10 protein-coding genes are annotated in these 12,879 nt (G+C 46.4%); all 10 read right to left on the bottom strand.

Features of this window, described 5'->3' with window-relative positions; translation table 11 throughout:
* Nucleotides 1-67 precede the first annotated feature (67 nt).
* On the bottom strand, nt 68-1,243 hold the full coding sequence (locus tag TU75_RS13220; RefSeq protein WP_015371580.1) for a DegT/DnrJ/EryC1/StrS family aminotransferase: 1,176 nt from the start codon (nt 1,241-1,243) through the stop codon (nt 68-70).
* Nucleotides 1,244-1,317: 74 nt separating this feature from the next.
* The gene (locus TU75_RS13215; protein ID WP_015371579.1) at nt 1,318-1,920 is read right to left on the bottom strand and encodes a sugar transferase; all 603 of its coding nucleotides are present in this window, start codon (nt 1,918-1,920) and stop codon (nt 1,318-1,320) included.
* A gap of 105 nt (nt 1,921-2,025) precedes the next feature.
* Nucleotides 2,026-3,153 carry a glycosyltransferase family 4 protein gene (locus tag TU75_RS13210; RefSeq protein WP_060549185.1) on the bottom strand — a complete coding sequence of 376 codons (1,128 nt, stop codon included), beginning with the start codon at nt 3,151-3,153 and terminating at the stop codon, nt 2,026-2,028.
* 1 nt (nt 3,154) lies between these two features.
* Complete coding sequence (asnB, locus tag TU75_RS13205) at nt 3,155-5,110, bottom strand: asparagine synthase (glutamine-hydrolyzing) (RefSeq protein ID WP_015371577.1); 1,956 nt, start codon at nt 5,108-5,110, stop codon at nt 3,155-3,157.
* Entirely contained in the window at nt 5,110-6,252 is a 1,143-nt protein-coding gene (locus tag TU75_RS13200) for a glycosyltransferase family 4 protein (protein WP_015371576.1), read from the bottom strand. Before TU75_RS13200 ends, asnB (TU75_RS13205) begins: the two co-directional genes overlap by 1 nt.
* Nucleotides 6,249-8,135 carry an asparagine synthase (glutamine-hydrolyzing) gene (asnB, locus tag TU75_RS13195; protein ID WP_060549184.1) on the bottom strand — a complete coding sequence of 629 codons (1,887 nt, stop codon included), beginning with the start codon at nt 8,133-8,135 and terminating at the stop codon, nt 6,249-6,251. The genes TU75_RS13200 and asnB (TU75_RS13195) overlap by 4 nt, the downstream gene beginning before the upstream one ends.
* A 56-nt stretch (nt 8,136-8,191) precedes the next feature.
* Nucleotides 8,192-9,223, bottom strand: coding sequence for a glycosyltransferase family 4 protein (locus tag TU75_RS13190; protein ID WP_169794350.1), 1,032 nt, complete (start codon nt 9,221-9,223; stop codon nt 8,192-8,194).
* A gap of 10 nt (nt 9,224-9,233) precedes the next feature.
* Nucleotides 9,234-10,457 carry an O-antigen polymerase gene (locus tag TU75_RS13185; RefSeq protein ID WP_060549182.1) on the bottom strand — a complete coding sequence of 408 codons (1,224 nt, stop codon included), beginning with the start codon at nt 10,455-10,457 and terminating at the stop codon, nt 9,234-9,236.
* A 49-nt stretch (nt 10,458-10,506) separates the two neighbouring features.
* Nucleotides 10,507-11,382 carry a glycosyltransferase family A protein gene (locus TU75_RS13180; RefSeq protein ID WP_256097814.1) on the bottom strand — a complete coding sequence of 292 codons (876 nt, stop codon included), beginning with the start codon at nt 11,380-11,382 and terminating at the stop codon, nt 10,507-10,509.
* Between the two features lie 37 nt (nt 11,383-11,419).
* A complete protein-coding gene (locus TU75_RS26545) occupies nt 11,420-12,844 on the bottom strand; it encodes a lipopolysaccharide biosynthesis protein (RefSeq protein WP_069665451.1) in 1,425 nt (474 codons plus the stop codon).
* Nucleotides 12,845-12,879: the final 35 nt, after the last annotated feature.

The following is a 12,879-nucleotide window of genomic DNA, read 5'->3' as shown; positions in this document are numbered from 1 at the left end:
TTGTACACTTTTTGCTCCCAGCCAAGCTTTTATTGCCAAATAACGCAGTATTATAACGAAGGAGCTACTAAACAGAAGCCTGTTGCATTACATCAGTCAGTACCTTACACGTCAGCTCAATCTCACTATTTTCTAAGGTCGGGTGCACTAAAAACATCATACTCGTTTCACCCAGCTCCCTGGCGTTCGGCAAGCGGAATGGCGGCCGTAAACCGGTATCATCAAACGCTTTCTCAAGATATACCTCCGAGCAAGAGCCGGAGAATGCAGGCACCCCGCGCGAGACTATTTCGCTGAGGATTCGATCACGGGACCATCCCTCCTTCAAGCATTCAGGCCGAACGAATACATAGCATTTATAAGCGGCGTGCACATCCCCTTTAGGGAAATCCGGCACCCTCAAGGCTGGCAAGAGACGGGCAGAATTCCATATAGCTTCAAGATTGTTCGCGCGGCTAGCTTGCCAGTCCTTCATTCTGGCCAATTGAATGCGACCAATGACAGCCTGAACCTCCATCATTCTCCAGTTGGTGCCGAAACTTTCGTGCAGCCAGCGAAAACCCGGAGGATGAGAGCTTTCATAAACAGCCTTCCAGCTCTTTCCATGGTCTTTATATGCCCACATGCGTGCCCAAAGCTCCTTGTCATTAGTCGTAACCATGCCACCCTCACCACCGGTAGTCATGATTTTGTCCTGGCAAAAGGACCAAGCCCCTATATGACCGATGGAGCCGACAGGCCTCCCTCTATAGTGAGCACCGTGAGCTTGTGCGCAGTCTTCGATTACTTTTAGACCCCGCTGCAGAGCAAGGTCCATGATTGGATCCATGTCGCAGGGCCAACCGGCTAGATGCACACAGATCAACGCCCGGGTACGAGGCGTCAAGACCGCTTCAATGGAATGAGCGGTGAAGTTCTGGGAGTCCAGATCTACGTCAGCGAATATTGGAATGGCGCCAGCGTTAACGATACTGGATACTGAAGCCAGGAAGGTTCGAGACGTTACTATTACTTCATCGCCCTTGCCTATTCCCAGTGCCTTGAGCGCAAGATCTAAGGCGACCGTGCCATTGGCAAGCGCAACCGCGTATTTGGTACCAGCCCAGACCGCGAACTCAACCTCGAATTGGCGGGATTCTTGGCCGGTCCAATAATTTACCTTATTTGAAAGGATAACATCGCGAACAGCGTTGCCCTCTTCTTCACTGAAGGAAGGCCAAGCAGAAAATGTTGTACCCAACATACACAGAATCCTAATTTTTATGCCGAAAAGGACATATTACTATAAAGTTCAATCTCATAAAAATTCATCACTATTTATTCAGGCTCCTTTGAGCCCGTAAACCGCTGCATTGTTGCTTCACCACTTGCATTAATACCTTCCCTGGCCACGACTTTCTTCAGCGTCAAAAAAACCACTCTAATGTCAAGCCAAAGGTTCCGGTTGTCAACATACCATACGTCTAGTTTAAATTTCTCCTCCCAGCTCAAAGAGTTCCTGCCATTCACCTGAGCCCATCCCGTCACACCAGGCCTGACATGATGACGGCGATATTGCTCGGCGCTATAAAGAGGGAGGTACTCCATAAGAAGCGGCCTGGGTCCAACAAGGCTCATGTCCCCTTTGAGTACATTAAAGAGGCCAGGAAGTTCATCCATACTACTGGAGCGTAGAAAGGTGCCGAACCGAGTCATGCGCATTGAGTCGGGCAAAGGTTTGCCATCACTGCCAACCGCATCACGCATCGTCCGAAACTTTAGCATCGTGAATGGCTTCGCGTTCAGCCCCGGTCTGACTTGACTAAAAAGGACGGGCGAACCAAGCTTCCGCTTGACCAACCAAGCGATTACGACCATGACCGGGGCCAATAAAAGCAGAGCACACAACGAAACTAAAAAATCTAATGAACGCTTCAACATTATCCACCTGACATATATTATACAAGCAACAATTAAAATATATTTATGAACCAGACGCTTCTACTTTTTTAGAGAATAACGTGTAGCTGAAACGGGAAATCATAATTAAATCCCCATGCCTTGCAACATCGCTGCATTGACTTTTTTAACATCGTACTTAAGTTCTGCCAGCTCACGAGACTTCCTACCCAGCGTAGAAACAAGATGCGGGTTCTCAGCAAATTTCAACATGGCCGCAGTAAGCTTATCGACATTCTTGACCGGAATCAGGAACCCGTTCACACCATCAACCACAGTTTCCCGACATCCAGGAGCATCAGTTGTAATTACTGCCCGTCCCATGGCCATAGCCTCCAGAACAGTTCGAGGTGTACCCTCCCTATAAGAGGGCAGAACATAAACACTTGAGCTTGCAATGGCGGACCTTACATCTTTCAGCCGACCCAGATATTCAACTGTGCCCTCTGCAATCCACGCATCGAGTTCCTCGCGGAGAATAGCGTTAGGATTTTCATCAATCCATCCCACGATCCTGAACATCACATCTGCGCGTGTAGATTTCACCTCACGCGCTGCGCTGACAAACTCTCGGATACCCTTATCGCCCAGTAGTCGAGCAATCAGGAGAAAACTGAGATGCTCTGGAAAGGACGCAACGTTGAAATCGTTAACGTCGACACCCGAACCATTTACAATAGTCGATGGTGTATCAACCGAGATCAAGTGCAAATACCTGAAAAGAGCTTCGTCGTCCGGGTTCTGAAAGAAAACCCGTGTTGCGAAGCTCAGAGCAAGTGCGTACAGGCGTTGAACGAGTATCTTAAGCATTCCTCGAGAGCTAACAGCCTGGTTATCCTCTGACTGAAACGCATAACCCAAACCCGTAATCAGCGCGAAACGGCGCTTTATCTTCATGATCCGCGCGGCTAACAAACCATAGATAACCGGTTTGACTGTATAGGCTAATACCGAATCAGGCTTGATATCCCGCATCAGCTTACAAAGTGCAAAAAGAGTCATTAGATCGGAAAATGGGTTCATACCCACTCGTCTTAGAGGTATCTCGTGCACCACTACGCCCTTCTGCTCGAGGTGCACGCGAACATCTGAGCCAAAAGGCATATCCGGAGCGGCAACGTGAACCTCCTGTCCCTGTGCACGTAACGCATCAACTAAAGGACCACGAAAATTTATCAGTGAGTCAGCATAACTTGCGATTAAAAAAAATTTCATTTTATTGCTCAGCCAGCCATGCTTGAAACATTAGGATATCCCAGAGGTGGTGCTGCCAATTTTTTTTGCCACTCAAATGCTCCGCCCATTTATGCCTGATAGGCTCTGCATGAAAATATCCTTCGCTACGCAGCCGATCCTCGCTTAAAAGCTCCTCCGCCCAATCCCGTAGAGGCCCTCGAAGCCAGCTGTCCAGAGGAATGCCAAATCCTTGCTTCGGGCGTTCGATAAGTTCCTTGGGAACATGTCGATACAACACCTCACGCAGCAACCACTTGCCTTGCCCATTGCGAATTTTCAGATCAAGCGGCATACGCCAAGCCAGTTCGACGATTCTATGGTCAAGCAACGGCACACGCCCCTCGATGCTAGCCGCCATGGTTGCACGATCAAGCTTAACCATGATGTCATCCGACATATAGGTTTGCGCATCCATTGCCATCATCCAATGTTCAAAGCTATTGGTTTGCGGCCAGCGTGAAGAATCAGTGAAAATGGTTTTGGGCTCTTTACCATCGATCACGACGCTAGCAGGATCGGCCCAGTGACTGTTCAACCGGTGGTAGAACTCGTGACCGTCGGCGAGCTTAAGAACCTCAGACAATTTATGCGCCTTATCACCTGGCGTACTAAGATGTAAACGCCGAGGCAACAATGGCTTGAAGATATGGAACAGAGTATCCCAGCTAGAGGGCGAAAGTGACCGTAACAGCTCGGCGCTTAATTGACGGGCAAATGGCGGCAACTGCTGCATTTTCGACCAGACCTTCTTGGCGGTGAGGTACCGGTTATAACCGCCGAAGAGCTCGTCTCCCCCGTCACCACTTAATACAACCTTCAGATGCTTGCTGGCCATTTGGCTGACCAGAAACGTAGGAATCTGCGAGCTATCGCTGAACGGCTCGCAATACATCGAGGGTAGACGCGCAATCATCGCTAATGCGTCCTCAGGACGCACGTACAACTCTGTATGTTGCGTACCCAAGTGCCGGGCGACAGCCTTGGCATGTGTAGCTTCGTCATAACCGCCTTCGTCAAATCCTATAGTGAACGTAAGAACCGGCTGAGTACTTTGTGCCTGCATCATAGCTACGATTGTGCTGCTATCAACACCGCCGCTCAGAAACGCCCCCAAAGGCACATCTGCAAGCATTTGCTGGCCAATAGTGGAACGTAGTTGTGCCTCTAGTAAATCCGTCGCTTGTTCGGGGGTTCCCTGGAAGGGATTGGCGATGCCATTCGCAACTGCGTCATTGAAACGCCAATAAGCCTGAGGGACTGCGGCTTTCGCGGCAGGGAGATTGTTCAGTGCAAGCATTACGTAGTGACCAGGCTCAAGCTTCGCGATGCCTTTGTAAATACTGTAAGGCGCCGGAATGCAGTTGTGACGAAGCAACAACGCCAAAGCGTTGCGATCCACTTCCCAGATGAACTGCGGGAAAGCCTTGATAGCCTTAAGCTCTGAACCCAAAAGCAGAGTGTCGTCCTGCCAGCCATAATACAAAGGCTTTTCACCCATCCGGTCACGCGCAAGTGTCAATACTTGTTCTTGCCTATCCCACAGCGCGAAGGCAAACATCCCCACCGAAGCTTGTAAGGTCTTTTCGACTCCCCAGCGAGCAAGGCCTGTAACCAGTACCTCGGTATCAGAATTACCTCGCCATACCGGCGGCGACAACCCCTCAATGTCCAACTTCCGCCGGAGTTCGGCGTGGTTATAGATCTCGCCATTGAAAGCAATTACAAATCGTCCGCAACTGGAATACATAGGCTGGTGACCAGCCTCCGACAACTCGACAATTGCCAAGCGTCGATGCCCGAGGGCCAACCCCACATTATCGTCGACCCACACTCCACGATCGTCGGGGCCACGATGCGTAAGGGCATCGTTCATCCGGGTAATGACAGAGACCAAATCATCATTACCGGCTTGGAAAATCCCGCTAAAACCACACATCAATGAATGTCCTGATTTGAGTAAAGACTGTCATAGATTGCTTTAAATTTATGCTCTGCACATTTCATCGTGAAATTTTCAACGATCCGCTTATAGGCCCCCTGTCCCATCGCTGAGCGTTCGTCGGCAGTCAACACTGCAATCTTCGCCAAGGCCTCAGACAATGCCAGAGGGTCTTGTACTGGCACGACAAGTCCATTTTCACCCAGCAGAAAAGCAGCATCTCCGGCATCTGTCGTCACGCAAGGCAACGCCATACTCATGGCTTCGCCTAAAACATTGGGAAAGCCTTCGGTGAGAGAGTGCAGGCAAAATATATCCATCGCCTTAAAACATGCAGGGACATCACGACGCTCACCCAGAAGCACGAACCGATCAGCGTATCCAGTTGCCATAATTTCGGCCATTAGCGCCTCGTTGGCGCGATCCACGTCACGACCTACCATCAGGAACTTGACATGTGCAAATCGGGCGGCAACAAACCCGGCTGCCTTGACGAAACTGGAGTGGTCTTTAACTTTGTTATAACGTCCGAGACTACCAATAACCAAATCATCCTCATCGATACCGTGGGTCGATCGAATTGCTTCACGTTCTTGAGGTACAGCAACCAGGCGGTCCAGGTCAAACCCATTGGGAATGACAGTCATTCTGCCTGGGGAGTAGCCTACCGCGACATGCGACGCTCTCGACGCTTGCGCAGCACAGACGATGACGCTAGGCACTCTCGACGAAAACCACGCACAAAGTCTGCGAATAACGATTGTCGCCTTTCCTCCCCCTCTACTAACGTCCGTGGTTCTGATCCCCCAGATAACCGCCTTTATACCGACCCGACGTGCAGCGAGCCCGCCCAGCAAATCAGCGTGATACATCCAAGTTTGTACCACGTCAGGCTTAGTAGACCGTAAAAAACGCACAAGCTTGCTGAATGCGCTAAAAACGTCCCAGGCACCTCGCATGCCTAAGGTATCAACGGTAACACCCTGAGCACGCAACAATGAACCGACTTCGCCCAGATCCGTTAAAGAAATGACACTGTGTTCGTCATCGAAATTGGAGTTGAAAGACTCACAGAGTCGACGCAGCATTAACTCAGCGCCACCGATATTAAGACCAACAATAATATGGGTAACTTTCACCGGTCCTGCTCCTCCAGCCACGCCTGGAACATCAAAACGCTCCACAGCTTGCTTGAATAATCCGAACGTCCAGCAAGGTGCTGCGTCCAGATATACCGGATAGGCGCTGGGTGAAAATAACCTTCCTGACGTAGTCGGCTTTCGCTCAACAGATTTTCCGCCCACTCACGCAATGGTCCACGCAACCAAGAAGCGATAGGAATGGAAAATCCTTTTTTGGGACGTTCAATCAACTGCCGAGGAACATGCCGATAGAGCACTTCTCTTAATACCCACTTGCCTACACCCTGACGAATTTTCAAATGCAAGGGAATACGCCAAGCGAATTCGACAACACGATGATCTAAGAGTGGAACACGTGTTTCAAGACTATTGGCCATCGCGGCGCGATCAACCTTTACCAAGATATCGTCGACCATATAGGTTTGCGCATCCATCGCCATCATCCACTCTTCATACCTACACTTAACCAAGGGCCAGCTGGGGGGTGTATCCAACAGCGTTGCAGGCTCTTTCGCACCTCTTACCGCGATAAGGGGGTCCTTCCAGTGGCTGATCATCTGCCGATAAAAATCTTCTCGGGTAGAGGTGTGCATAATATCCACCAGCTTTTCGATCCTACCTTCCAACGGCAGAACTTTCAGGGATGACGCCGCCAACCGCCGTAAAGAGACCGGCAATTTACTGATGTAATTCCACGCCCGCGGTGTGAATTGATAAGGATTATAGCCGCCGAACAGCTCATCGCCAGCGTCACCGCTCAGAGCAACCGTGACTTGCTGTTTTGCAAGCTGGCTAACCAAAAACGTTGGAATCTGTGAGCTATCGGCAAATGGCTCACAATAAATTTCCGGCAAGTGAGGAATAACATCCAAAGCGTCTTTAGGCTGAATGTATATTTCCGTATGCTCGGTACCCAGGTGGCGGGAAACAGCCAAGGCATGTTCCGCCTCGTTAAAGCCAGCCTCACTGAAACCGATGGTGAAAGTTTTGACTGGCCGCTGACTTTGTTTCTGCATCAGCCCAACAATTAGGCTGCTGTCGACGCCGCCGCTTAAAAACGCGCCTAGTGGCACATCGGATAGCATTTGCATTCCGACACTTTCATCTAGCTGAAATTCAAGAGCGTTTACAATGGAAGTTTCGCTGCCAATCAGGGGCTGATCCAACCCCCTTACAACAGCTTCATTGTACGTCCAAAAATATGCTGGTTTAACCGACTTTCTGTTTTGGCCCAAGGCAATACTGACATATTGACCAGGCATGAGTTTTTCTATACCTTTATATATACTATAAGGGGCCGGTACATAATTATGGCGGAGGTATAAAGCTAACGCGTCCCTATCAATAGCTGCTTCGAAATCGGGATGTTGTTTAAGCGCTTTAAGCTCAGACCCGAAAACCAGAATATCACCCAACCACCCCCAATAAAGCGGCTTTTCACCCAGTCGGTCACGTGCAAGCACAAGCTTATTTTCTACACGATCCCACAAAGCGATAGCAAACATTCCCACTGTAGCTTGAAGCGTTTTCTCGACCCCCCAGCTGTTGAAGCATGCTAAAAGAGTCTCCGTGTCTGAGTGCCCGCGCCAAACAGGCGCCTCGGAATGGATTTCGAGTGATTTTCGGAGGGTCCGATGATTGTAAATTTCGCCGTTGAACGCGATCACATAACGGCCATTCGCGCTTTGCATCGGCTGATGGCCTGCGGGTGAGAGGTCCTGAATAGCCAGACGAGCATGACCTAATACAACCTGGGCATTATCAGTCCATGTTCCAGAACCGTCGGGGCCACGCTTATTTATGGCCTTAACCATCTGAACGACATGACGATCAGTTATATAGGACGGCTTCGAATGAAAGTAACCGGCTATTCCACACACTACGAAACCCTTCCCTAATTAATTTTTCAGGCAAACAGTATAAATTTACTTCTTCATTAGCGGCTTTTTTCAGCAGTCTCTCTGATCACTCTCTCCCATTCATTAAAAGCCTGATATTGGGAATATTTTTTTACAACGATATCTCTGGCATGCTGACCCGCAAGATCTCTGTCTAGCGGACTATTAATCAATGCGTTTAAAGAGCTATACCATTCAGCAGGCGTAATGGCTCCATAACCGACAAACCCATTTTTTAAAATTTCGCTATTCATACCAAAGTCAGATACAACGACCGGAACACCGCAAGCCATATAAAGTAACATCTTATAGCTGCACTTGCCTCGCGACCATTCAGTATCATCCAGTGGCATCAGCCCAATATCCATAGTGGCGATTGAGTTGACTTCATTCTCCACTGCCCACTGTACAAACTCAACCGACTCATCAGGTATTTTGTTGAAGCGCGGGTACTGATCAGAAACAATGCGCAACCTCCAACCTTGATTATCCTTAAGCACCTGAGCCAGGACATCTTCTATATCATATAAAAACTTGAAACCTCCGGACGTTCCAGACCATCCAATTATCTTGGCAACGCAATCTTTTTTTAAAGGAAAAAACCTATCAATATTAACCGGAGTGGCAATAACAGTTATTGGCTTGCCAAACCTACGAAAATAGTCGGCGATATAAGTATTTCCACAAACTATATGATCAACGTGTTTCGCAATCGCATTGGCCGCCCATCCATCTCGGCGTACCCAAATTGCGTCATCAACATCTAAAATTCGTGGTTTTTTGGTAAACCTCTCCAGAGTAGGTATCGTCGAAATCATCTCCCTCTGCAATATAACCACATCAAATTTGAAACTTTTGCAGACACCAAAAAGCCTGGACCAAAACTCTTTGATAGCCCAAAGCAATCTTTGCTTACGCTCACTGGGCGGATAAGCACTTTCATAAGCGTTAGAGATATTGATTTTTATTTTTTTTTCTTTTAATCCACATTTTAAATAGTCCACTCTAAACCGTGTACTTGGCACCTTTTCGCCCTGCGTGAATGCCATAACCGAAATTTCTTTTTTCATAAATTTAACCCTAGCCCTTGTGAAATTGGTTTTTTGAAAAAAATAACAAAACAAAAATCACAATCACAAAGACCTTAATAAAGAACCATAACGAAGGCAAAAAATTATCCGAAAACAATGACAGGACAATCGCCGAATATAAGTAAGCCGAAATAACCATGTAGAAAACGTGGCCTTGCTTAGCCTTCAAATAAGCATAGGTTGAAGCTGCGGAATATAGTGCTATGAAAAAAACTACACCCATAACACCAAATCCAGGAAAAATGGAGAAATACAAACTATAAACATTACCATCTAATCCATCACCGTACAAATTAAACTCGGCGTGCATGGCTGAAGGCGTGCATAACTGAAACATGGACAGTAAGTGACAAACCGATATAAAGGGGCTCCAATTTTCGAAGACTTGAACGGCACCATCAAAATACAGTGAAAACAGGATTGGCCCTTGCAGGGCATAACTTGCTACATGCTTTAGCATTATAAAAATAATTTCGCCCAAACTTTCATCTGAGCTAACATTAATTTTATTTGTTGCGATAGCGCCAACAAATAAAATTATCAAAAGCAACAACCCCAAGTACACCATTATCTTAACAGGAAGTTTTTTATTTACAACTCGATAAATAAATACCAAGCCTAACAACATCTGAACCAACCCAGCCCTGCCGCTACCAACTAAGATTAGAGCACACCATGGTAAAGCGATTACAAGATACTTCAGCCATCCTATTCTTCTCTGAGCCAAGGCTATTGTGAATAACGGAATTATTACCAGCCCTAGAAGCAGATAGTTTGCTGTTAGACGGCCAAATATTGACTCTCCAGCGACCGTCATTGCCCTTGCGTTATATGATATTTGCTCAAAGTCAGAACCGAGCGCAGATAAATCACTGTAAGCAACCGGTAAAACCAGAAGATGCGAAAAAGCAAAAAGGAAAAATAAACCATTAAAATTAAGTGTGCGATAAAAAAAACCTTCGTACACGAAATTCTTGGCAAAAAAGGTTATACAAATAGAGACCGCACTAAATATCATACCACCCAAAATAAAAATCAGCAGCGCCTCAGACTCAACGGCATAAAAACCTAATAAAGGAGTGAAGGCTATTAAGCATAATCCAACACCCCAAATAGCAGGAAATATAAAAGATGGATGGAACGCATCTTTTATAGTTACACGCGATATAGTTGCGACTATCAATAGAGTAAAGCCTGCTATAAAGCTATACATATCGCCTCAACCTCTGATAAACAGTCGACAAAACCCCACAACCTGACACCTACTTCTTCACTCGATAGGAATCAACAAGATAAAAAACAAAGCCCACGGGCAGCGCACAAATCATCAACAGCGAGGACTTATAACTTGGAAAAATTATTTCCACTTTTTTTGTCCTTAGGGCAAATCGAACGTAATTAATAGCCGACTTAAACCTATAAACGAGCCCCTTCAGCACCTTAAACTCTTCAAGGTACACCATGCTGGTGCCACGAGGATTGTTAACTCTGACTCGCACCGAGGACTGCGTAAGCCCGTCACTGCGATAAACCTTTACGCATAACTTTTCATTAACAAATCTAGCAGAATAGGCAAGTGATATTCTATTCCAAACGATGCTTTCCGCAATAAATCGCTCACCTTCGATGATTGGAAATTTATATTGCTTCAATATATCTGTGACATTAACGCCCCACTTATCTCCAGTGGAACGGTATTGCCGCTGCAGGTCAGGATCAGCAACATCACATATATAATTTGGATACTCGTGACCTAAAACATTATGATTATCGTCCATGCATAAAACTGAAAGCGTTGAGAACTGCTCTCTCTGCAATGGGCTAATATCCTCCCAATAAAACTTCAATCGTTCCAGAGCTGTGCTAACGCACCTATCATCAGAATCAAAAACCAAAAACAAATAGCCTTTTGCATTCTCGACCGCATTATTATGCGCCGCGTGCTTACCTTTGTTATTTTGATAAATGTAACGAATATTTAACTTTTTCTCTTGCATCCATTCTTCGACAAGTAATCGCGTTCCATCGGTGGAACCATCATCTATAATAAGCCACTCGAAATCTTGAAAGGTTTGAGCCTTAAGCGACTCATACACATGACTCAAAATATACGCTCTATTATATGTCGGCGTAAACACTGTAAAATATGGCAAAATCCCCCCTAACACTCAGTGATTATTTTTTTAAAAATACTGGAACATTGGCAATCAAATATCGCGCATTAAACACTAGTAACACAGCTATATAGGCCGCACCACCCAAAATGACCTTTAAGAAAAAGGAAAATAAAGAAAGCTCAAGATTAATGCTACTTACAATTACAGCCATAACGACCACAGCAAGTATGACTTGCGCCGCATTTTTATAGGGGAGGCGCGGCATGGCAAATACATGCAACCCTAGAATCCAGCTTAGTATCAAGGAAACAAGAAAAGCGATCACCGTCGAAATCGCTGCGCCTGTAGCACCATACGCAGCAATTAAGAAGTAGTTGAAGACAACATTCACGATCGCACTTACGAACACAATACCCATCTGCATTCGAGTAGATCCTGACAACTGAAATGCATAATCGAAGTAATATGATTTCATTGTACTTAAAAACATAGCCAACGCGATCCAAGGTATGATTACAGTAGCGCCCACTCTAAACTTATCTCCGAGTATAGAATATGCTATATCAGGGGCGGTCAACGCCATCCCTGCCGACAATGGTACAGCAACCGCAAAAACTAATGAAAAAGTCTGTCGTAGTTTTAAACCCGCCGCCAGCAAGCCTTCTTTAGCCAATGCATTTATCACCAATGGCAGGGCAGCCAAATGGACGACGGATGTCAGCATGCCGATTGAATACTGGCTCAGCTCATACGATGCTGAATATACGCCAACAGCCTCAACACCCACCATGCGCTCGATAAAAAACCTATCAGATGCATCAATGATAAATATCAGGAGGTAAGTAACCGTTAACGGAGCGCCGTAAGCGAATAATTTACCCAAGTAACCCCTGTCAATATAAAACCAAGGTAAGCCATTCCATATCTGCCTGCTGATTATGCAAGCCATCATTGAACCCACTATAATAGAGACCAATATACCTGCGACACCAAAGCCCAGGTAAGCTGCAAGCACAGATAAAAAAAAGCCAACCGCACTTTTTACAATGAGTACCTTCCCATAATCAAAAGGTTTTAATGACGTATTTAAAATTTTTAAGTTAAGTTCATGCCAACCTTGAACCGCAAATAAAAAACCGACAACCCAGAATATTATTGAAAATTTTGAAAACCCACCTAGGGCTGCGCAACCAAGTGACAAAACAATAACAACAACAAAAACAGTAAATGAAATCGATTTTGCAGTCGTTAGCAGCCTATTTTCATCCTCTTTGTCACCTGCGGCAGGAAGATACCTGCCGACGCCCAAGCTTAACCATTGTAGTAATACCGCATTACCGACACCAGCAACCAAGATAGTGAGCGAATAAACTCCGTACTCAGCAGGCGTCAAAATACGCGTAAAAATCACCAACGCCGAAAGAGACAATATTGCTGGTATCAACTTTACGACCAGATAAGCGGCCCCGTGTTTTGCTAGCAACTTGTTGCCCCCTATCTACCATTTATACGTACATA

This window comes from Pseudomonas poae, assembly GCF_001439785.1.
GTDB classification, from domain to species: domain Bacteria; phylum Pseudomonadota; class Gammaproteobacteria; order Pseudomonadales; family Pseudomonadaceae; genus Aquipseudomonas; species Aquipseudomonas poae.
Note: the sequence above shows the minus strand (reverse complement) of the source record. Positions and strands in the feature narration are given on the sequence as shown.

What these genes read in the sequence shown, in the direction of transcription:
- TU75_RS13220 (WP_015371580.1), bottom strand. Translation starts at nt 1,243, where the DNA reads ATGTTGGGTACAACATTTTCTGCTTGGCCTTCCTTCAGTGAAGAAGAG.
- TU75_RS13215 (WP_015371579.1), bottom strand. Translation starts at nt 1,920, where the DNA reads ATGTTGAAGCGTTCATTAGATTTTTTAGTTTCGTTGTGTGCTCTGCTT.
- TU75_RS13210 (WP_060549185.1), bottom strand. Translation starts at nt 3,153, where the DNA reads ATGAAATTTTTTTTAATCGCAAGTTATGCTGACTCACTGATAAATTTT.
- asnB (WP_015371577.1), bottom strand. Translation starts at nt 5,110, where the DNA reads ATGTGTGGTTTTAGCGGGATTTTCCAAGCCGGTAATGATGATTTGGTC.
- TU75_RS13190 (WP_169794350.1), bottom strand. Translation starts at nt 9,223, where the DNA reads ATGAAAAAAGAAATTTCGGTTATGGCATTCACGCAGGGCGAAAAGGTG.
- TU75_RS13185 (WP_060549182.1), bottom strand. Translation starts at nt 10,457, where the DNA reads ATGTATAGCTTTATAGCAGGCTTTACTCTATTGATAGTCGCAACTATA.